Annotated in this window: 11 protein-coding genes; 8 read left to right on the top strand and 3 right to left on the bottom strand. The window is 61.7% G+C overall.

Annotation, left to right across the window (positions count from 1 at the left end; translation table 11 throughout):
• Positions 1-47 precede the first annotated feature (47 nt).
• From hutH to hutG, 4 genes are all read left to right on the top strand, one after another.
• Positions 48-1,580: a histidine ammonia-lyase gene (hutH, locus tag V3314_RS01790; protein WP_338459864.1), complete on the top strand. Its 1,533-nt coding sequence runs from the start codon at positions 48-50 to the stop codon at positions 1,578-1,580.
• A gap of 152 nt (positions 1,581-1,732) precedes the next feature.
• On the top strand, positions 1,733-3,136 hold the full coding sequence (locus V3314_RS01785; protein WP_338459863.1) for an amino acid permease: 1,404 nt from the start codon (positions 1,733-1,735) through the stop codon (positions 3,134-3,136).
• A gap of 16 nt (positions 3,137-3,152) precedes the next feature.
• Entirely contained in the window at positions 3,153-4,358 is a 1,206-nt protein-coding gene (hutI, locus tag V3314_RS01780) for an imidazolonepropionase (protein WP_046613470.1), read from the top strand.
• Positions 4,359-4,368: 10 nt separating this feature from the next.
• Entirely contained in the window at positions 4,369-5,172 is an 804-nt protein-coding gene (gene hutG, locus V3314_RS01775) for an N-formylglutamate deformylase (protein ID WP_046613469.1), read from the top strand.
• 100 nt (positions 5,173-5,272) lie between these two features.
• Here the strand turns inward: hutG and V3314_RS01770 are convergent, their stop codons facing one another.
• From V3314_RS01770 to V3314_RS01760, 3 genes are all read right to left on the bottom strand, one after another.
• On the bottom strand, positions 5,273-10,783 hold the full coding sequence (locus V3314_RS01770; RefSeq protein ID WP_338459862.1) for a DUF6543 domain-containing protein: 5,511 nt from the start codon (positions 10,781-10,783) through the stop codon (positions 5,273-5,275).
• A gap of 264 nt (positions 10,784-11,047) precedes the next feature.
• A complete protein-coding gene (locus V3314_RS01765; RefSeq protein ID WP_338459861.1) occupies positions 11,048-15,280 on the bottom strand; it encodes an NEL-type E3 ubiquitin ligase domain-containing protein in 4,233 nt (1,410 codons plus the stop codon).
• Between the two features lie 27 nt (positions 15,281-15,307).
• Positions 15,308-16,573 (bottom strand): DUF6543 domain-containing protein, encoded by a 1,266-nt coding sequence (locus tag V3314_RS01760; protein ID WP_338459860.1) that lies wholly within the window; start codon positions 16,571-16,573, stop codon positions 15,308-15,310.
• A 171-nt stretch (positions 16,574-16,744) separates the two neighbouring features.
• On the opposite strand from V3314_RS01760, the gene pip reads away from it, so the two are divergent.
• From pip to mdoH, 4 genes are all read left to right on the top strand, one after another.
• Positions 16,745-17,716, top strand: coding sequence for a prolyl aminopeptidase (pip, locus tag V3314_RS01755; RefSeq protein WP_013974556.1), 972 nt, complete (start codon positions 16,745-16,747; stop codon positions 17,714-17,716).
• Positions 17,713-18,150, top strand: a complete 438-nt coding sequence (dtd, locus tag V3314_RS01750; RefSeq protein ID WP_046613464.1) for a D-aminoacyl-tRNA deacylase — start codon at positions 17,713-17,715, stop codon at positions 18,148-18,150. The genes pip and dtd overlap by 4 nt, the downstream gene beginning before the upstream one ends.
• Before the next feature lie 263 nt (positions 18,151-18,413).
• The gene (locus V3314_RS01745; protein ID WP_338459859.1) at positions 18,414-20,135 is read left to right on the top strand and encodes a glucan biosynthesis protein G; all 1,722 of its coding nucleotides are present in this window, start codon (positions 18,414-18,416) and stop codon (positions 20,133-20,135) included.
• Complete coding sequence (mdoH, locus tag V3314_RS01740; RefSeq protein WP_025340923.1) at positions 20,128-22,701, top strand: glucans biosynthesis glucosyltransferase MdoH; 2,574 nt, start codon at positions 20,128-20,130, stop codon at positions 22,699-22,701. The genes V3314_RS01745 and mdoH overlap by 8 nt, the downstream gene beginning before the upstream one ends.
• The last annotated feature ends 179 nt before the right edge of the window (positions 22,702-22,880 follow it).

The raw sequence follows: 22,880 nt of genomic DNA, 5'->3' as shown, positions 1-22,880 counted from the left end.
AGGCACCTGCAAACGGGCCTGCGGCTCCACGCGATTGGAGTAGTGAAGTGACCGAATTGACCCTCAAGCCCGGCACCCTGACCCTGGCCCAACTGCGCGCCATCCATGCCGCGCCCGTGCGCCTGCAACTGGACGCCAGCGCCGCGCCAGCCATCGACGCCAGCGTTGCCTGCGTCGAGCAGATCATTGCCGAAGACCGTACTGCCTACGGCATCAACACCGGTTTCGGCCTGCTGGCCTCGACCCGCATCGCCAGCCATGACCTGGAAAACCTGCAGCGCTCGCTGGTGCTGTCCCACGCCGCCGGTGTCGGCGCGCCGCTGGATGACGACCTGGTGCGGCTGATCATGGTGCTGAAGATCAACAGCCTCAGCCGTGGCTTCTCCGGTATCCGTCGCAAAGTCATCGACGCGCTGATCGCCCTGGTCAACGCCGAAGTCTACCCGCACATCCCGCTGAAGGGTTCGGTGGGCGCTTCCGGTGACCTCGCCCCGCTGGCGCACATGTCGCTGGTGCTGCTGGGTGAAGGCAAGGCCCGCTACAAGGGCCAGTGGCTGCCAGCCACCGAAGCCCTGGCCGTGGCCGGCCTCGAGCCGCTGACGCTGGCCGCCAAGGAGGGCCTGGCCCTGCTCAACGGCACCCAGGCGTCCACCGCCTATGCCCTGCGTGGCCTGTTCCAGGGCGAAGACCTGTACGCCGCTGCCATCGCCTGTGGCGGCCTGAGCGTCGAAGCCGCACTGGGCTCGCGCTCGCCGTTCGATGCGCGCATCCACGAAGTGCGCGGCCAGCGTGGCCAGATCGACACTGCTGCCTGCTTCCGTGACCTGCTGGGTGACTCCAGCGAAGTGTCGCTGTCGCACAAGAACTGCGACAAGGTCCAGGACCCGTACTCGCTGCGCTGCCAGCCGCAGGTCATGGGCGCCTGCCTGACCCAGTTGCGCCAGGCCGCCGAGGTACTGGGCACCGAAGCCAACGCGGTGTCGGACAACCCACTGGTGTTCGCTGCCGAAGGTGATGTGATTTCCGGTGGTAACTTCCACGCCGAGCCGGTGGCCATGGCCGCCGACAACATCGCGCTGGCGATTGCCGAAATCGGTTCGCTCAGCGAGCGCCGTATCTCGCTGATGATGGACAAGCACATGTCCCAGCTGCCGCCGTTCCTGGTGGAGAACGGTGGGGTCAACTCGGGCTTCATGATCGCCCAGGTCACCGCTGCTGCCCTGGCCAGCGAGAACAAGGCCCTGTCGCACCCGCACAGTGTGGACAGCCTGCCGACCTCGGCCAACCAGGAAGACCACGTGTCGATGGCCCCGGCTGCCGGCAAGCGTCTGTGGGAAATGGCCGAAAACACCCGTGGCGTGCTGGCCATCGAATGGCTGGGCGCCTGCCAGGGTCTGGACCTGCGCAAGGGCCTGAAGACCTCGGCCAAGCTGGAGCAGGCGCGCCAGGCGCTGCGCAGCGAAGTGCCGCACTACGACCGTGACCGTTTCTTCGCGCCCGACATCGAAAAGGCCGTGGAACTGTTGGCCAAGGGTCGCCTGACCGGCCTGCTGCCGGCTGGTGTGCTGCCAAGCCTGTAATGCCCCCAGGGGTCGCTGTGCGGCCCATTCGCAGCGCAAGGCTGCTCCTGCAAAGGCGACGCGCTCCCTTGTAGGAGCAGCCTTGTGCTGCGAAAGGGCTGCAAGGCAGCCCCCTCGATCTCACGACCACAAAAACAATTCAAGGACGTGACATGCAACAAGCTCAAGGTCTAAAACGCGGGCTAAGTGCCCGCCACATCCGTTTCATGGCCCTCGGCTCCGCCATCGGCACCGGGCTGTTCTACGGTTCCGCCTCGGCCATCCAGATGGCCGGCCCGGCCGTGTTGCTGGCCTACCTGATCGGCGGCGCCGCCGTATTCATGGTCATGCGCGCCCTCGGCGAAATGGCCGTGCACAACCCGGTCGCCGGCTCGTTCGGCCACTACGCAAGCACCTACCTCGGCCCCATGGCCGGCTTCATCCTCGGCTGGACCTACGCCTTCGAGATGGTCATCGTCGCCATCGCCGATGTCACCGCCTTCGGTATCTACATGGGCTTCTGGTTCCCGGAAGTGGCCCGCTGGATCTGGGTGCTGGGCATCGTCTTCCTGATCGGCGGCCTCAACCTGTGCAACGTCAAGGTCTTTGGCGAAATGGAATTCTGGCTGTCGCTGCTCAAGGTCGGCGCCATCGTGGCGATGATCCTGGCCGGCCTCGGCATCATGGCCTTTGGCTTCAGTCAGGTAGGCACCGGGCAGGCCGTGGGTGTCAGCAACCTGTTCGAGCACGGCGGCTTCATGCCCAATGGCGTGGGTGGCCTGATTGCCTCCTTTGCAGTGGTGATGTTCGCGTTTGGCGGCATCGAGATCATCGGCGTCACCGCTGGTGAGGCCAAGGACCCGCAACGGGTCATCCCCAGGGCGATCAACGCCGTGCCCCTGCGCATCCTGCTGTTCTACGTGCTCACCCTGTTCGTGCTGATGTGCCTGTTCCCATGGCCGCAGATCGGCAGCCAGGGCAGCCCGTTCGTGCAAATCTTCAGTAACCTGGGCATCGGCTCTGCCGCCGCCGTGCTGAACATCGTGGTGATTTCCGCAGCGATCTCGGCCATCAACAGCGACATCTTCGGCGCCGGCCGCATGATGTACGGCCTGGCCCAGCAAGGCCATGCACCGCGCGGTTTCAGCAAGCTGTCGAAGCACGGCGTGCCGTGGATGACCGTGGTGGTGATGGGGGCTGCGTTGCTGATCGGCGTGCTGCTCAACTACCTGATCCCGGAAAATGTGTTCCTGCTGATCGCTTCGATCGCCACCTTCGCCACCGTGTGGGTGTGGCTGATGATCCTGCTCACCCAAGTGGCCATGCGCCGCAGCATGAGCAGTGAACAAGTGGCCCAGCTGCAGTTCCCGGTGCCGTTCTGGCCTTACGGCCCGGCCATGGCCATTGCGTTCATGGTGTTCATCTTTGGTGTGCTCGGTTACTTCCCGGATACCCAGGCGGCATTGCTCGTCGGCGTGGTCTGGGTGGTGTTCCTGGTGGCGTCCTACCTGCTGTGGTGCAAGCCGCGCGCAGGGCAAGGCGAACCGGTAGCGGAACCGGCCGAGCTGCACCGCTAAGTACAGGAGTCAATGTATGAGAACCGTCTGGCAGCACTGCCATGTAGCAACCATGGTCGGGGGTCGTTATTCGGCCATCGAAGACGCGGCCATCGTCACCAACGCCGGGCTGATCGAGTGGATCGGCCCTCGTGTCGAGCTGGCGGCGGTCGAGGCAGAGCGTACGGTTGACCTTGGCGACGCCTGGGTCACCCCGGGGCTGATCGACTGCCACACCCACGCGGTGTTCGGTGGCAATCGCAGCGGCGAGTTCGAGCAGCGCCTGCAGGGCGTTAGCTATGCCGAAATCGCCGCACAGGGCGGCGGCATCGCCAGCACCGTGCGGGCCACCCGCGCTGCCAGCGAGGACGAGCTGTTCGCCAGTGCTCGCCAGCGGGTCCAGGCGCTGATGCGCGATGGCGTGACCACCATCGAGATCAAGTCCGGCTATGGCCTGGACCTTGCCAACGAGCGCAAGATGCTGCGAGTGGCCCGGCGCCTGGCCGACGAGTTGCCGCTGGCGGTGCGCGCCACCTGCCTGGCAGCCCATGCCCTGCCGCCGGAATACGTGGGCCGGGCTGACGACTACATCGCGCACATCTGCGACGAAATGCTGCCGGCCCTGGCCGCTGAAGGCCTGGTGGACGCAGTGGATGCCTTCTGTGAACACCTGGCGTTCTCCCCGACCCAGGTCGAGCGGCTGTTCATCAAGGCGCGCGAGCTTGGCTTGCCGGTCAAGCTGCACGCCGAACAGTTGTCGTCGCTGCACGGTTCCAGCCTGGCGGCGCGCTACCACGCGCTGTCGGCCGACCATCTGGAATTCATGACCGAGGAAGACGCCATGGCCATGGCAAAAGCCGGCACGGTCGCCGTGCTGCTGCCGGGCGCGTTCTACTTCCTGCGCGAAACCCAGCTGCCACCGATGGACGCCTTGCGCCACCACGGCGTGAAGATTGCCCTGGCCAGCGACCTTAACCCCGGCACCTCGCCAGGGTTGTCGCTGAGGTTGATGCTGAACATGGGCTGCACCTGCTTCCGCATGACCCCAGAGGAAGCCCTGGCCGGTGTCACCGTGCACGCCGCCACGGCGCTGGGCCTGGGTGACAGCCACGGCTCGCTGGAAGTGGGCAAGGTCGCCGACTTCGTCGCCTGGCAGATCGAACGCCCCGCCGACCTGGCCTATTGGCTGGGCGGCGACCTGCCCAAGCGCGTGGTGCGCAAGGGCCACGAGATTTCCAACTGAGTGAGGCACGATGGACAAGGTACTGAGTTTTCACCAGGGGCGCCTGCCGCTGCTGATCAGCATGCCCCATGCCGGCCTGAAACTTTCGCCGGCTGTACGAGACGGTCTGGTGGACCAGGCGCGCAGCCTGCCGGACACCGACTGGCATATTCCACGGCTGTATGACTTCGCCCGTGAGATGGGCGCCAGTGTCGTGGCAGCGGAGTATTCGCGTTTCGTCATCGACCTGAACCGCCCGGATGACGACAAGCCGCTGTACGCCGGTGCCACCACTGGCCTGTACCCGGCCACGCTGTTCGATGGCGAGCCATTGTTCAAGGACGGGCTGGTGCCGACAGGCGAGGAACGCAAGCAGTATCTGGAGCAGATCTGGCGCCCCTACCACGACACGATTCGTCGTGAGCTGGCGCGGCTGCGCGAGGAATTCGGCTACGCCCTGCTGTGGGACGCCCATTCGATCCGTTCGCTGATCCCGCATCTGTTCGACGGCAAGCTGCCGGACTTCAACCTGGGTACCTTCAATGGCGCCAGCTGCGATCCGGATTTGGCCGAGCGCCTGCAAGGTGTTTGTGCCCAGGCACAGGGCTACAGCCATGTGCTCAACGGTCGTTTCAAAGGCGGGCATATCACCCGGCATTACGGCAACCCAGCCAATCACATCCATGCGGTGCAGCTGGAGCTGGCGCAGAGCACGTATATGGAAGAAAGCGAGCCGTTCGATTACCGCGAAGACCTGGCACGGCCGACACAGGAGGCGCTGCGGAGATTGTTGCAGGCGTGCCTGGCGTGGGCGGAACAGCGTTATGGTCGGTAACCCGGCCAACCTGGGGAATGACTGACAAGCAGCCATGCATGGAAAGCGAGCAGTTACCAAAGCCCGACAGCGTCTACAATGCTGCCGGGCTTTGCGCCGATCAGTCGTGCAAGAACTCGCGTCTCTTTTGAATGGTCAGCTGATAAATGCGGCTGAGCACCAGAGAGTCATAGTCGAGCTTGAGCTGATCGTACATAGGTTGTAGTGCTTCGATGGTCATGCCAGGGTATCTGTCAGGCAGGTTGAGCACACTGAGTTCATAGGCCTCTTTCTGTTGGCGGAAGTACGCTTCATCCGTACTTCTCAGATATTGGACCCATTGGTCTTGCGCGGCCGCATAACTGAGCCAGCCGTCACCGTCTTCACGTTGGCGTACATACTCGACAACGGCTTCCCGCTCGCGCTGACCCACGTCAGCTGATCCTTCATAGAGCATGCCTCGTGGGGGCAGCGGCAGGTCAAGTTCGGCACTCAGGCGCAAGCGGTACGCCAGCCGTACCTCTGCTTCGTCCCGCCCGACAAGGTGAGCGCCAGCGTATTCATCAAGCGCCTGCAGACGATACTGGCTCCGCATCCACCGGAGCAGGTTTTCGCCATAATGCTCAGGCGGTCCGCCAAGGATGTTTTGCAGGAGTATCTGTTGTTCAATCTGGACGAACACCAGCAGCGCGCCATCGGCACAAGTCTGGTTGCCGTCAGCTTGGGGTAATGCATCTTGTGCTATCCCGTTGAACAAGGCTCGCAGGCCATCATCACGGTCCGCTGCCTCTATCACCGCCCACACGCGCTGAACTAATTCGGGGCGCAGGGTAGTGTTGCGATAGGGCGCAGAGTGTGTCAACCGCTGTACCAGGCGCAGCAGGTTGTTATTGGGGTCTTGTTGTTCCAGCCTGGCCCAGACAGTTCTCCGAGTGCTCGCCTGGCCATCCTGTGTCGATAACCAATGATCAACGGAAGGTACTTCTTGCTCCAAGGGTGCCGGTGAATGTACATGCCCACTGGATGCCACGGAGCTGCTGTTGGAGTCGGAGTGGACGTTAGGGGACATTGCCTCGATATCAGGCGGCAAGTCCATATTGAAAGAAAAGCGTCGGTGATAGCCCTCGGAGGTATGTGCACTGATCATGGTTTCCCGATTCAACGGGTTGCCCATCAGCGAAATTTCAGTATGAATGCCGTCGTCGCGCGGATTTTCGAGAACATGCGCAGGCAACGTGCTGATCTGGTTGTGGTCCAGGTCCAGAACGCTGATTGGCATCATAGATTCGACCCATTCGGGCCAGGCGACCAAACCTGTGTTATCCAGGTGCAGCATGCTCAAGTGCCGCGGCAAAGTTGAATGATCTGTGATCTGGCCAATGGTATTGCCGCTGAGTTCAAGTGTGTCCAGTTGGCGGATTTGGCCGAGTAACGTCATGGCCTGCTGATCCACCAGAAGACCTTGGTCTACCAGTACCACAGTTCGAAGCTGTTCCAACCGCAGCAAGGCATTCGGGACTGCCTGTAACGGGTAGACATGACCATGCATTCTCAGCGCCTCCAGGTTAGGAAAGCGCATCAAGAAATTGTCCAGCTGGGGCTGCCAGAAAGTTACTCGGTCAAGCTGCAGGCTGCGCAGGCGATTGCAGAAAAATGCTGGCAATCGTTCAGGAAAATGTTCGAGGCCGACATTCCTGAGCTCCATTGCTGAAAAGTTGTCCCCTTCGGCTTGGCGGCGCCAGGCATTCATGATGCATTCGCCTATATGTTGCCGGTCCGCCGCTTGTGCGGAGGACGAAGCTTGGCCGTAAGTCCATTGCTCGATGACAGCATTCAGTTCGGAGCGTTCGGTTTGCAGATGCTCTATTTGAGTTTGCAGCCCTTGCGGCACATCCAATTCAAACCACAGTGGGTATCCCGGGTGGTTCCAGTCAAGCAGGATCCTGCGAATGGTTCGATCCGTCAGAACGTTGCCATGCAGATTGATCCGCGTCCGGGCAGCATGGAGACTGGGTTGACTGAAAAGGTCACCCGGGATATTGGTGATGTTGTTTTCTCTCAGTGAGAGTACCTCCACGCCTTCCAGATTGGTGGGCGTGATCCAGGTGGGCCATTGGCGTAGCGCTATACGATCGAGGCCGAGGTAACGCAAATGCATCTGTAGTAAACGCTCAAGGTTTGCGGAATCTGGTACAAGGTTGCCGGACAGGTCCAGAACTTCAAGGTGTGGCATCTCCCGAAGTCTTTGAATCTCCCATGTGCCGATCACCAGGCTCTGGTTGATCAGGCGAAGCTCTTGCAAATTGGGAAAGCGGCTGAAAAGTGTAGGCAGCAGGGGGAGGCTCACATTACTGGGAGTGTGGTCCGCAGTGGTCAGCTCCAGTACCCTCAGGTCGCTGAATTGTTCTAGGAAAGCGACCATCGTTTCATGAGCGCGGACAAACTCATTGGCCGTCGGGGTCGTTGTCTGGATGCGAAGTTGCCTGATCCGCCGAGTGAGGAAAGCAGGCAATTGGGTAGGTAACAATGTAGGCCATATCTCTTGTAGCCACAGGGTAGACGGGGTCTCCATTACGTCGGCCAATGCGGTATCCAACCATGCTTGCCAGATTGCCTCTACCAACCTCGCTCGACCTGGTGCTTCGGCTTGCGGGTCCAATGAATGCGCCGAGCCTGCCCCCCATGTATCCAAGGCTAGGGCCAGCTGGCTGCGCTCGTCCAGAAGTTGCCGCAGCCTGTCCAGAATGCTTTGGCGGTCGTAGTTTGCTTCCAGTGCCCTGAGTATGTTCTCAGGCTCCAGGTCCAGGCCTGGACCCAGCTGCAGCGTCAATATCAAGTCGAGCAGCGTTTCCCGTGCAATGAAGCCGCTTAGCGCGCCCCTGCCGCTCAAGGCATAGCCGATACGGCCCCCAGCCAGGCGCATGGGTGGTACGCGGGAAGGATGTGTCGGTTGCATGCCCAGTAGCTTGCGCAAGCCATGACGTGGCATCAAGTTGTGTTCTATTGCCGCTTTCAGGTCCTGGCTTTGCCAAGTGCCGGGGAAACCCAGTGCGGTACGCATGTCGTCAGGCAACGCGTGCAGTACTGATGCATAGAGCTCGTCAGCGCCATGCAGGTGAAGACCTTGGTCATCATGGGCTTGGTACAGGGGGGCCTCTAGCACGAGGATTTTCCGGGTGGGCGCATTGGGTTGTCCGATGCTGTCGATCAATGCACCGCCGTACCAGCGATCGCGTATTTCCAGACGTAGCTGATCTGACCAGCCGGTAATCCGAGCGAGGCTGTGGAAGATCAGTTTGTCGCTATCCGGGTTGTAGGCCGGGGTTTGCAGATACAGCTTTTCATAGGCGCGAGCCAGGCGCACCTCCTGTTGATAGACCCTGACTTCCTCGGCAAGGCGTTGAGGTACCCGGCCTTGGGCGAGCTGGTTCAGCTCCTCGGCATTGGCGTGAAAACCAAGCTCTTCGGCAATGACCGCCGGCAGCCGAGGATAGTGCTGCTGTAAGGCTAGCGCCGCTGGGTCGTCCGTGCTGGACAGTTCCAGGTAGTAGTTTTCGAACGCCTCGGCCCGGGCTGACGCTTCGCTTGCCGGGTAAGCCTGGCAAGCTTGCTCATCCGCTGCGAAGCGTCGCCTGGCGTCCTCCAGCAGCGCCGGCGGTCGGTCGTTTTCGCTCAAGGCGCGGCGAAGTACGGTTTCGTGGGTGTCACTTATGCGCAACAGCCGCTGTGCGGTTTGCTCATCCAGCCGCCAGAAGTCGGGTCCCAGACGTTTTACCAGCTTGGCTCCCTGCCACTGCAGAGGGCGGTCCAGTTCATGTTGCCAAGTGCCAAACCCGTTATGACGCAGCTTGGGCTCGTAGGTCCCGATCAGAGTGGCGTGCCGGGCTCGATAGTCGGCGCCATTCCGGTTGTGGGTGACCGCAAAATATTTGTCCTCGATGGCGACCCATGCTTTGTCCTGATAGTGATAGATGCCGTATTGGTCTGGTTGCAGGCCAGGAGGCAGAACGATGTCGTGGGCATAGGGCGTCATGTCTGGTTTCCATAAACGCTCCTGTCCATCTGGCAAGGTCACCGGCTCCAGTTCGGTAATGAAGGAAGGAGTTTCCACGGGGATGATTTCTCTGGCAGGCACACTGCTTTGGCCCTCCGCCCCCAGCGCGCCGATCAAGGCTATGTTCTCTATCACATCCGTCAGGTAGCTCCAGGCCTGTTCCTGCTCACCGCGGGACCAGGCCTGGATGCCATCGAAGGTTTCGGATGCGAGTTGTATGACATTGACCACAGCCATCGCCTGGCCAACGACCGGCACGATGAACGCAGCTGCATTGAGGGCACCGAGGCCCAATGCCAGATAGTGATGAATGCGCTCATCAAATGCTTGTTGGTTCTTCAGGCGAGTGGGTACCGCATGGAACAAGGCATCGTCTTTCACCGAGGCCACTTTCCTCTTCACCATTTCATCCAGTGGTGACCCGGGGAGCTTGCTGGCACGTAGATGCAATGAAGGGTTGGTGCTGCGCTGACGTATCAAAAGGTTGGCCTTCGGGCTCCAGCCATAGGGGTAAATACTGGCAACGACCTTTTCGCGCAACTTGGCCCGGTGCCTTGCCGGGAAGAAACGCTGGAAGAAATCCAGGTAATTCATCTGTTCAAGCCGTTTTACCAGCGCATGGGTAAAAGCGGTCGATGATGGATACTCTTTCAGCGGGGCCACCGGGTCGCCGGGGATATGGACGACCACGGGCAGGGTGCGTTCGACGTTGTCCAGATCGTCGCTCAAAACCAGCACGCCGTTAAGAGGTGTATCCCAGAGCCGAAGCGCGTAAGCGGTCAGGTTGGCAGCGCCATCGTCAGGCGTCTGCCCGGCAGCGGTCGCTTTTATCCGCTCGTAGAATACCTCACTCACATCCCCTTTGAGGTACGCCATGTGAGCTTCGACAAGTAATGCTGAACGCTCTGCCGTCCGCTGCTGCTGCGTATCCGCCAACGTCGAGTCAATCAGGTCTTGATAGCCTTGTCCCAAATCGAGGTCGCGGCAAAGCGCAGCGAAATGTGCAGGCTCCATGTCGTAAAGCGTGCGTTTATCACGGGACGGACCCGTAGCGATCTTGGCCCGGATACGCCGATCAAAGTCCAGCGCACCCAAGGCAGTTTCGCTAGGGCTGAAGTTTTGCAACGCTGCGGTCAACAGTGTTCTGTAGTCGGTACGTAGCACCGGCTTGCGAATATCGGTCGGATAGCTCGCCACGTCGATATGCGTGGCATGCGAGGACCATAGGCGGGCGTCATTCAGATAGGTTGTGCGAACATCAAGGTCGATACGGAAGCGTGCCTTGATCGCAGCTGTCAGTAGTGGTGCCGCGTACTCCTCAACGGTTGGGAGGGTTGCGACGGTAGCCGCCAGCGGGCCCGTGCTCTTGCGATAAGCAGCATAGTCGTGCAGCAACTCTTTGATGATGTCTGGATGAGAGCGGTTGGACCGGTCGAACCAATCCCACAGCGAGGAGCTGAATGTTTTCAACGCGCCGGCCTCGTCCGCGGAGAGGTCGCTCACCCATTCTGGAAGCCTGGCCCGGACGATTTCAACGTGGCGAGTGGACACCGTGGGTGCTTGGGAAAGCTTTCGCATGAACATCTCCGAATCTTGCTGATCAAGGTCGCCACAGGTTTCATTCGAGCTGTGGCTTGCGAAAGTTTTGGCGCCTTGGTGGGGCCGGAGGTGTTAGATAGTTGTTTGCAAACTCGCGGCCAGTGATCGGAGTTGCTCGGAAGGGGTAGCTCCCGTATCAGCGCAGGCGCTGATGGAATGGGGGGAGGCGAGATATCGGTGGTAAGGTTCGGCCATTAAATGGGCGACGCGATGCAGGTCATGCGCGTCGCCAGTCACTACGGGTCAGTTGTTGTTGATCTGCTTGATGGTGAGTTCGCGCAGTAGCTCCCTCTCTTCCTGATCCTTGTCATCTTGCAGGCCTTGCTGCAAGTTCAACTCGTCCTGAAGCGAGTGGTCCTGGCTGGCCAGCTCGAGCACCCGCAGACGGAAACGTGCGTCTATTTCGGCGAAGCGGTCGGCACACTCGGCTCGCAGACGCGTGGTCCAGTCCGTATTTGCCAGCATGTAGTCGACCAGTGCATCGCTCAGTTCACTTTTCCGGACCTTTTCCAGCACACTGGATAGCTCATCGTGCGCCAGGTTCGCAGCACCTCGAAAACGCATGCTGTCGGCAATCGGCAGGTCCAGTTCCCTGGCCAGTTCCCGGCGGTAGGCCAGGCGTACCGAAACCCGGTCACCCGAGCCGGTCCGTTGGTTGGCTAGCAGCTCCAGCTGTTCGATCCGGAAAAGCTGCAACAGGCGACGACGCAATGCTTGCAGGGAATCGCCGGCGTCGACCAACAGGCGTTGGCTCATCAGGTACAGTTCAATATTGTTGAACTCCTGCAGCGCTCCGTCATGGCAGGTCTGCGAGCCGGTTATCGGGTCTGGCAATGCCGCTGCGGCGATGCTCTCCATGATCGGGCGCTCGGTTTCGTTGCTTGCAGCCACCACCAGCATCAAGCGCACCCGTTCGCAGAAGGTGGCTCGCGTATTTGGGTCAACGTATGGGGCGGCATTGTGCAAGCGGCCCGTCAGACGCAATAGGTCACTGCCTTCGAGCTGCTCCCAGCAGTCCTGCAATGCGGCATTCTGCGCCTCGCTACCCAGCATCCAGTGTTCCAGCCTGGGCGTATCATCTCCCAGCAGTGGGAAGTGAGGATGGTCGAGAGATCCTTCGCTGGAAGAATCGGCGAACATCAGGTCGTCGGGGATATCCAGGGCAAAGGAATAGCTGTGCTGACTGTCCGAGAAGGTGCGTACCCGCAGGATGGTTTCAAGAGGCAGCGGGTTGTCGAACAAGGCGATCGACGAGATCGGCATGGGATTGTTCAGGTTCGACAGGATGTGCTCGGGCAACTGGGTGATGTTGTTCGAGCTCAGGTCCAGAAGTTCCAGTGGCAGCAAGCTGTCACACCAGCTGGGCCAGGCTTGCAGGTTCATGTTGGTCAATGCGAGTGACTGCAGGTTGCTGGCCAATGATGCGGGTACCCGGTCGATGTTGCCTACACGGTTGCCCGACAGGTCCAGCGAGGTCAGGTTTCGCAGCCCTGCGAAAATGTCCATCATGGCCTGGTCGACCTCCAGCCCCATGTTGCGAAACTCCAGGTAGGTAAGTCGGGGAAGGCGAACCAGGGCAGATGCCAGCGAGGGCATGGCGGCCTGGTGTTCATCGATGGTCAACCGGCTGATGTTGGGGAACCGGCTGAGTAGTTCATCGAGCTGCGAGGTGCTGCCCCGCAACCGCGTCAGGCTTAGTGCACGCACCCGGGCGCCGAAGAACGCTGGAAGCCGCCTGGGGAAATGCTCGATGGCCACATCCTCGAGTTGCAGGCGCAGGTATGACTGGCCCTGCTCCTGTTGTTCCCAGAATTGACCGATCGCCGACGCGATGCGTTGCCTGTCCGCCAGCGCGGCCTGGGTCAATGGGTTGCTCGAGCTGGATGCCTGGGCCCAGCCATCGATCGCATCGCGCATCTGCCGTCGCTCATCGCGAATGCGTGTGAGCTGTTCGGAAAGTGCTGCTGGCTGGTCAGTGGTGATACCCGAGATGTCGATGCGGTCATTCAGCAACAAGCGCTGCAGGTGGGTTTCATTGATGCTGTTGCCTTCCAGCGAGATCACCGGTGGGGTGGTCAGCATGTCTGCTTCATGAAGCAGGAACGAGGGCAACGACCTGAGATTGTTGTGGCGCAATGAGAGATGGGCAATGCGCGCCAGGGCGTCGCTGCCAATCCCGATCGGCCATTGGGCCAATTGCATCTGGTCCAGGCCCAGGTAATCCAGGGTCAATTCATGGAAGCTTGGCCTGTTGCTCTGCGCCAGCCGGTTACCACTCAGGTCGAGGTATCTCAATTGGCGAAGCCCTGACAGCAGGTTCAGGTCGCTTTCGGAGAGCGTCATGTTCTGGTTGGTGAGCACCAGTCGTTGCAACCCTGGCAGGCACTCGGTGATGGTGGGCACGCTGAACAGGAAGGGTGAGGGCGTTGCCCTGGGGTCAAACGAACGGCTGATTTCCAGCGACTCGATCTGTGGCATCTGCCTGAGCAGGCGTTGCAGCAGGCGCTCGTTCTGCGCCCAACCCGCCAAGGACCCAGACGGCAGGTCGATCAGGCTCAGGCTGCGCACGCGTGAATTGAAAAAGGCGGGCAAGGTGAGCGGCACGTCGGCAAGGGGGACGCGGGCAATACGCAGTTCGGTGGTGGGCCCGCTGCTCTCGTCCAGAGCAGTGTCGTACCAATGTTGCATGATCGAGTCACGCAGGCTGTCGTAGTCGTGTGCTGCCTGGTCGGTTGCCGGCGAAATGGCTTCGCTCCAATCGTCAAGGCTGCTTTGCAGCTCCTGCCGCTGCTCCAGCAGTGTCTGCAAATGTTCGAGTATCTGCAGTTGCGTACGGCCGCGGCTGGCAAGTGCCAGCAGAATCTGATCCGCTGAGCGGCCGGTACGTGCGGCGAGCCCTGTGGCTTCGATAGCTTCCAGCAGGCGCTGGCGGGTGATGCCATGGGTGGCCGGGCCGCCTCCACTGAGCGGGTAGCCCAGGCGGCCATCGGCCAGGCGCATGGGGGAACGGTAGCCAGGGCGTACGGGCTGCATGCCCAGTAGCATCCTCAAGGCCGGGCGGGGCGGCAACGGGCTTTCCTGTACAAGGCGCTGCAGCGCTTGCTGATCGGTGACGTCCATGCTTGCCATGGCCGCTGGTAGTGCCTCGTACAATGCAGCGAAAAGGCTTGGATGCACCTTGATCACCGCACTGGGCAGACTATGGTCGTGGACGATGTACCCTGTTTGGGCATGGGTGATGGTCTTGACTGGGTAGGTGTCAGGCGTGCCTATGGCATGATCCTGGGTCGGCCAGAACATGCGCTGGAGCAGCCGGAGCCTGGTCTGCGCAGGCCAGCCTGGCAAGCGTTCTAGCGTATGCATGATCAACAGGTCGCTATCCCAGTTCGGCACGCTGGACAGGTACAGCCCTTCGCGGGCGCGGGCAAGGCGAATTTGTTGCTGGTAGATGCGCACTTCCTCGGCAAGGCGTATGGGTACCTTGCCGTTGTCGAGCATCTTCAGTTCGTTGGCACTGGCCTCGCGCGCCAGCTCATCGGCGACTGCTGGCGGCAATTTCGGATACGCTCTCTGGATCGCCTCGGCGCCCGGTGCCAGGTTGCGCGAAAGGCCGGCGTAGGCCCTGTAAAACTCAGCTGGCCGAGTGCTCTCGTCTGCTAGCTGGCGGATTGTTTCGTCCAGCTTGAAGCGTTGCAGGGTGTCTTCCAGCAAGGCCGGCAGCCGCCGGCTTTCGGCCAAGGTTCGGCGCAGCTCGTCTTCGTGTACGCCACTGATGGTGACAATCTGCTGCAGCGTCGGCTCATCGAAGTGCGCACTCAAGTGGCCGATGCGGCGCAGGAGTGTCATGCCCGACCAGCTCAGTGGCTTATCCGTAACGTGCAACCATGCTCCGGCACCGTTGTGCCGCATTGGCGGCTGGTAACGGCGAGGACTTGCAGGGTGTTGCAAACGATATTCACCTGTCGTTGGCGCTTGGCTGACGATGTACTGATTGCCCTGAAGTACCAGCCAGCGTTTCCCTTGGTGAAGCCGCAGGCCCAGTTCGTCCGGTACCAGGTCATTGGGCAGCATTTCGGAGCTCTGGTAGGGCGTCAGGTCGGGTTTCCACAACCGTATCTGACCATCGGCTGTTTCCACGCTTTCCAGTTCTTCGATGAATGAAGGCGTTTCTACAGGAATACGGGCTATCTCTGGCTCCGCGCCCGCTCGCTCTTCTGTCTCCGGCCCTTCCAGCGCCGTGCCGCTTTCGCTGCCCCGTGAGCCCCTCAATGCCCTGGCTGCTGCGGCGAGGGCGGCCATGACGGCCACGTTTTCGACCACATCGATCAGATAGCCATAGGCAGTATCACGCTCGTCGTTTTCCCAGGCGTCGATCCCTTCATACACCTCATGGGCCAGTTGGGCCAGGCAAACGGCAAGCATTGCCTCGCCAAGCCCCGGCACGAAGAAGCCGGCGATGTTCAAGGCCGTAAGCACGCGGCCGGCAACCAATTCCCGGTGGGCTTACGTGGTGCGCCGGTCGACGATTTCGGTCGGAGTGGCATGGTACAGCACATCCTTCTCATGACGCTGGGCCTTCTGGAAAGCCATCACGCCTTGGAAAGCGTGGCTGAAAGGCCTCATGACTGGGTACAGGGTGGCATGCGGGTCCATTACACGTTCATGCAAGCCGCGGGCACTCCAGGCGAGGGGCATGAGCCGGTCCTTCAGGCGGGTGATTATCGACGCCTTGTCGCGGTCGGCGAGGTGCCTGTCCAAATAGCCGATATCGGTCTGTAGCCTGTCGCGCAATTCGTCGTGCACGGCTTGCTGGCTGGCGAACTCCTTGAGGGGCGTCGTGCTGTCTTCAGGAATGTACAGCGCCACGGCCTGATGCCCTTCAGTTTGCAGGGTAATGAGCACAACGCCGGTCAGCTCGGCTTCCCACAGGTCGAGCAAGCTGAACGTCACCGGCGAAGAGGGCGATGGCGCCTGGTCAAGTGGTGTTGCAAGAGCGGCGCAATAGAGTGCTTCGCTGATATCACCCTTGAGGCGGGCGAAATGCAGGGATTGCCGGAATGCCGAGACCTCGGCACGCCCCAGGGTTTCATAAACGGCCAGTGCGGCTTCATCGGCGCCGAGTGAAAGCGTGCCCGCCGGGTAATAGATGGCATGTACCTGTTCATGGTACTTGCCGCCGATATCCAGCGTGCGACACAAGTCGGCGAAGTCTTCGGCGGCGATATCCAGTGTATTGATGATCGGCACGGTGCCCATGAAGCGGCGGTGATCGACGATGACCGACCTCTTGAGCAGGGAGGCGGGCGCGTCCATGCCATGTTCGGCAGTGGCGTCATGGTCGAAGTTGTGCAAGGCGCACTGCAGCAGCGAGCGTGTAGCCCGGTCGACGGCCTGGCGGCTGTCGACGGCGTTGGTCGTTTCGATCAGGCGGGCATCGACGAGGTAGGTGTTGCGCACATCCAGGTCAAGCCTGAATCGCTGCTTTATGGCTTCGGTGAGTGCCTTGCTGGCGTAAGTTTCCAGGGTGGGAAGCTGTTCGAAAAGCTTGTGCACCTGTACCTGGTGCTCGCGGTGGCGTGTGTGTTCTACCTGCCATGCCTTGGCGACTTCTGGTTGTTGCTGGAGTGCCATCGCCAGCCAGGCAGGGGGCTGATGCCAGTTGCGCATCGCACGGTGGGTTTCTGGTGGAGCGTGCTTGAGCCAAGTGGGGATTCTGCGCTCGATGGTGGCGTAATGAACACTAGGCACGGCAGTGACTGCAGCTGGCATGGCGAGGCCCTTGCTTGATTTGGGGCGAGGGACTATCGCGGGCCTGCCTGAGTTGCTGGAGGTAGATATATGTGCCCCTTGCCGTGCGGTGGCATCAGCGCGGGCAGTGCTCAAAGCGCAATTCAGGTTTATGATGGCCCACGGCCGAATAATCCTCACACGGAGTGCGCAATGCAGACCCTGTACCCGCAGATCAAACCCTACGCCCGGCACGATCTGGCCGTGGAAGCGCCGCATGTGCTGTATGTCGACGAAAGCGGCTCGCCAGAAGGTCTGCCGGTGGTGTTCATCCACGGCGGCCCGGGCGCCGGTTGCGACGCCCAGAGCCGCTGCTACTTCGACCCGACCCTGTACCGCATAATCACCTTCGACCAGCGCGGCTGTGGCCGCTCCACGCCGCACGCAAGCCTGGAGAACAACACCACCTGGCACCTGGTCGAGGACCTCGAGCGCATCCGCGAGCACCTTGGCATCGACAAGTGGGTGCTGTTCGGCGGTTCGTGGGGCTCCACGCTGGCCCTGGCCTACGCCCAGACCCACCCCGAGCGGGTGCATGGCCTGATCCTGCGCGGCATCTTCCTGTGCAGGCCTCAGGAGATCCAGTGGTTCTACCAGGAAGGCGCCAGCCGGCTGTTTCCCGATTACTGGCAGGACTACATTGCGCCAATCCCGCCAGAGGAGCGTGGTGACCTGGTCACGGCCTTCCACAAGCGCCTGACCGGCAACGACCAGATCGCCCAGATGCACGCGGCCAAGGCCTGGTCCACCTGGGAAGGCCGTACCGCCACCCTTCGCCCCAACCCGCTGGTGGTCGACCGTTTCTCCGAGCCGCAGCGCGCGCTGTCGATCGCCCGTATCGAATGCCACTATTTCATGAACAATGCCTTCCTCGAGCCGGACCAGCTGATCCGCGATCTGCCAAAGATCGCCCACCTGCCGGCGGTGATCGTGCATGGCCGCTATGATGTGATCTGCCCGCTGGACAACGCTTGGGCGTTGCACCAGGCCTGGCCGAACAGCGAGCTGAAGGTGATCCGTGACGCTGGCCACGCCGCTTCCGAGCCGGGCATCACCGATGCCCTGGTGCGTGCCGCCGACCAGATGGCCCGGCGCCTGCTCGACCTGCCCCTGGAAGAAGCATGAGGGGCCTGTTGCAGCGTGTGCGTGGCGCACGGGTGGAGGTAGCGGGGGAGGTAGTGGGTGCAATTGACCAAGGGTTGCTGGTACTGGTGGCCGTCGAGCCTGAAGATTCCCGTGAGCAGGCCGACAAACTGTTGCACAAGCTGTTGAACTACCGGGTGTTCAGCGACGAGCAGGGCAAGATGAACCTGTCGCTCAAGGATGTCGGGGGAGGTTTGTTGCTGGTGTCGCAGTTCACCCTGGCGGCGGACACCCGCAACGGCATGCGCCCGAGCTTTTCGACAGCAGCGCCACCGGCCCTCGGCGCCGAGTTGTTCGACTATCTTTTGCAGCAGGCGAAGGCCCAGCACGCCAATGTGGCAAGCGGCCGTTTCGGGGCAGACATGCAGGTGCACCTGGTCAATGATGGCCCCGTAACATTTATGTTACAAATGTGAGTGTAAAAAACCCCTTGTTCACAGGAAAACAAGGGGTTTTGTACGATAAATAGTTGTTCCAGCCTGATGCGTTGTCACGCGACCTGCTGGATAATCGCGCGCTGCATGGACCTGCGTTCGCAGGTTCGTTTCACTCTGACTCGAGTACTGTCTGGATCCGTTTGGGGAATCATTACGCCCTCACGGGGTCCGAACAGTGCTCGCCAACCCGGCATTTGTCGCTGGCCGTTGGTTTCATGATCTGTTTTCGGCGAGGGTTGCTCGTGATTGTTAGTCCCCAAAAAGCATCAAGAATCCCCGGTACCGGGCTGCGCAAGGCCCTGATGGCCAGTGTGGCAGTGGTCGGCCTGATGAGCGCGGGCCAGCTGTGGGCATTCAATCTTGACGATGTTGCAGCCAAGGCAAAGGATCTGGCCGGCCAGAAGTACGAAGCACCGAAAAGCAACCTGCCGGCCGTATTCCGCGACATGAAGTTCGCGGACTACCAGAAGATTCATTTCCTGCAGGAAAAGGCCGAGTGGGCCAAGGACAAGACCCCATTCAAGCTGTCGTTCTATCACCAGGGCATGCACTTCGACACCCCGGTGAAGATCAACCAGGTCACCGCCACCAAGGTCGAGGAAATCAAGTACGACCCGAGCCGTTTCGAGTTCGGTGACGTGCCACACGACCCGGAAACCACCAAGAACCTCGGTTACGCCGGCTTCCGTGTGTTGTACCCGATCAACAAGGCCGACAAGCAGGACGAGATCATGACCTTGCTTGGCGCCAGCTACTTCCGCGTGGTCGGCAAGGGCCACGTGTACGGCCTGTCGGCCCGTGGCCTGGCCATCGACACCGCACTGCCGTCGGGCGAGGAATTCCCGCGCTTCACCGAGTTCTGGGTCGAGAAGCCCAAGCCGGCCGACAAGCACCTGGTCATCTACGCCTTGCTGGACTCGCCACGCTCCACCGGTGCCTACAAGCTGATCCTGCGCCCAGGCAACGACACCGTGGTCGACGTGCAGTCCCGCGTGTTCCTGCGTGACCATGTCAGCCGCCTGGGCATTGCCCCGCTGACCAGCATGTACCTGTTCGGCCCCAACCAGCCGTCCAAGGTCCTCAACTACCGCCCGGCCCTGCACGACTCCGAAGGCCTGTCGATCCATGCCGGCAACGGCGAGTGGCTGTGGCGCCCGCTGAACAACCCGAAACACCTGGCCGTGAGCAACTTCAGCGTCGATAACCCGCGTGGTTTCGGCCTGATGCAGCGCCAGCGTGCCTTCAGCGACTATGAAGACCTCGACGACAACTACCAGAAGCGCCCGAGCGCCTGGATCGAGCCGAAGGGTGACTGGGGCAAGGGTACCGTCGACCTGGTCGAAATCCCGACTGCCGACGAGACCAACGACAACATCGTGGCCTTCTGGAGCCCGGAAAAGCTGCCTGAGCCAGGCAAGCCATTCGAGTACGCCTACCGCCTGCACTGGACCATCGATGAGCCGAAGTTCCAGGCTCCAGAGCTGGGCTGGGTCAAGCAGACCCTGCGTTCCACCGGCGACGTCAAGCAGTCCAACCTGATCCGCCAGCCAGACGGCAGCGTGGCCTTCCTGGTCGACTTCGCCGGCCCGACGCTGGCCGCCCTGCCGGAAGATACCGCCGTGCGCAGCCAGATCAGCGTGGGCGACAATGCCGAGGTGGTCGAGAACAACCTGCGCTATAACCCTGAGACCAAGGGCTGGCGCCTGACCCTTCGTTTGAAGGTCAAGGAAGCCAACAAATCGACCGAAATGCGTGCCGCGCTGGTGCGTGACGTGCCGGTCGAAGCCGCCAAGCCTGCCAAGGACGCCAAGCAGGACAAGGCTGCAGCCAAGCAAGCCAAGGCCGAGAAAGCCGCCAAGGCCGAACAACCTGCCGCCGATGCGGCGCCCACCAACGGGACCCCGGCCACCACCGAGAAGGTGCTGACCGAGACCTGGAGCTATCAGTTGCCTGCCGATGAGTAACTCAAGCGCAAGGCCGGAATCGCTTCGCGAGTACCTGGCCCACCTACCACTGAGCGACGAGCAGCGTGCGGAACTCGCCAGCTGCACGTCCTTCAGTGAGCTGCACCAACGCCTGGCGGCCAACCCGGCCGCCAGCTCTGCCGAGGCCGTGCAGGCCTCGGTGGGCCCGCGCCTGACCGTAGGCAGCGCCGCCGAGCTGGAAGACGCCGAAATGCTTGGCGTCGACGGCAGTGGCCGCCTGTGCCTGAAGATCGCACCGCCGATCAAGCGCACCAAGGTCGTGCCCGAGCCATGGCGCACCAACGTGCTGATTCGCATGTGGCGGCGCATGACCGGTCGCACCAACGCCCCGCAGCCGCCCAAGCGCGAGCTGCCGCCAGCCCGCTGGCGCACGGTCGGCTCGATCCGCCGTTACATCCTGCTGGCGCTGATGATCGGCCAGACCATCGTTGCCGGCTGGTACATGAAGGGCATCCTGCCGTACCAAGGCTGGTCGTTCGTAGACTTTGACGAAGTCGTCAACCAGCCGCTGTGGGACACCGTGGTACAGGTTTGGCCGTATGCCTTGCAGACGTCCATCCTGGTTCTCTTCGGCATCCTGTTCTGCTGGGTATCGGCGGGCTTCTGGACCGCGCTGATGGGCTTCCTCGAGCTGCTCACCGGGCGTGACAAGTACAAGATTTCGGGTAGCAGTGCAGGCAACGAGCCGATCGCGCCCGAGGCGCGTACCGCGTTGGTGATGCCGATCTGCAACGAAGACGTGCCACGTGTGTTCGCCGGCCTGCGCGCAACGTTCGAATCGGTGGCCGCCAGCGGCAACCTCGACCGTTTCGACTTCTTCGTGCTCAGCGACACCAACGACACCGACATCGCCGTGGCCGAACAACAGGCCTGGCTGGACGTGTGCCGCGAAACCAAAGGCTTCGGCCGCATCTTCTACCGCCGCCGTCGGCGCCGGGTGAAGCGCAAGAGCGGCAACCTCGACGACTTCTGCCGTCGTTGGGGCGGCGAATACAAATACATGGTCGTACTCGACGCCGACAGCGTCATGAGCGGCGAGTGCCTGAGCAGCCTGGTGCGCCTGATGGAGGCCAACCCGGACGCCGGCATCATCCAGACCGGGCCGAAGGCTTCGGGCATGGATACCCTGTATGCGCGCCTGCAGCAGTTCGCCACCCGCGTGTATGGCCCGCTGTTCACCGCCGGCCTGCACTTCTGGCAGCTGGGCGAGTCGCACTACTGGGGCCACAACGCGATCATCCGCATGAAGCCGTTCATCGAGCACTGCGCCCTGGCGCCGTTGCCGGGCAAGGGTGCGTTCGCTGGTGCAATCCTCTCCCACGACTTCGTCGAAGCTGCGCTGATGCGCCGTGCCGGCTGGGGCGTGTGGATTGCCTACGACCTGCCGGGCAGCTACGAAGAACTGCCGCCGAACCTGCTCGACGAGCTCAAGCGCGACCGCCGCTGGTGCCACGGCAACCTGATGAACTTCCGCCTGTTCCTGGTCAAGGGCATGCACCCGGTGCACCGTGCGGTGTTCCTCACCGGGGTGATGTCGTACCTGTCGGCACCGCTGTGGTTCCTGTTCCTGGTGCTGTCGACCGCGCTGCTGGCGACCAACACGCTGATGGAGCCGCAGTACTTCATCGAGCCGTACCAGCTCTACCCGCTATGGCCGCAGTGGCATCCGGAGAAGGCCGTGGCGCTGTTCTCCACCACCATCGTGCTGCTGTTCCTGCCCAAGCTGCTGAGCGTCATCCTGATCTGGGCCAAGGGCGCGACCGAGTTTGGCGGGCGCATCAAGGTCACCCTGTCGATGCTGATGGAGATGCTTTTCTCCATGCTGCTGGCACCGGTGCGCATGATCTTCCACACCCGCTTCGTGCTGGCCGCGTTCCTCGGCTGGGCCGCGACCTGGAACTCGCCGCAGCGTGACGACGACTCCACTCCGTGGAGCGAAGCGGTGCGCCGCCACGGCCCGCAGACCCTGTTGGGCATTGCCTGGGCGGCGCTGGTGGCCTGGCTGAACCCAAGCTTCCTGTGGTGGCTGGCGCCAATCGTTGGTTCGCTGGTGCTGTCGATTCCGGTTTCGGTGATCTCCAGCCGCACCCGCCTGGGCCTGGCGGCCAAGGACGAGAAGCTGTTCCTCATCCCCGAGGAATACGCCACTCCGCAGGAGCTGCTGGCCACCGACCAGTACACCCACGAAAACCGCTGGCATGCCCTGCATGACGGCTTCGTGCGGGCTGTGGTCGACCCGCGGCAGAACGCCCTGGCATGCGCCATGGCCACTGCCCGTCATGGTCAGGCGGCGCCTATCGAGGCATTGCGCGTCGAGCGCGTGGCCAAGGCGATGGAGGTCGGGCCGCAAGGGCTGGACCTCAATACCCGCCTGGCCCTGCTCAGCGACCCGGTGGCGCTGACCCGCCTGCACGAGCAGGTCTGGGCCGAGCACAATGCGGCGTGGATCAACGTGTGGCGTGCATCGATCAAGAACGACCCGCATTCGCCGCTGTTGCCGCTGCATCCGGAGAATGAAGGCCAACCGGCACTCGTCGGCGCCTGATCGGGCCTATTCGCGGGCACGCCCGCTCCCACAGGGTACTTCACAGCCTTTGAGGCATGCGCTGTACCTGTGGTAGCGGGCGTGCCCGCGAAGCTTTTCAGGGCTCCCACCGATTTTGGCCAACAAAGTCCCCCCCGGCTCTAGGTCCCCGAGCCGCCATGCGTTAGCATCCCTCTCCG

This window comes from Pseudomonas sp. TE3-3-F2023, from assembly GCF_036784815.1.
GTDB lineage: Bacteria > Pseudomonadota > Gammaproteobacteria > Pseudomonadales > Pseudomonadaceae > Aquipseudomonas > Aquipseudomonas pudica.
This window is presented reverse-complemented; position numbering and strand designations above follow the sequence as displayed.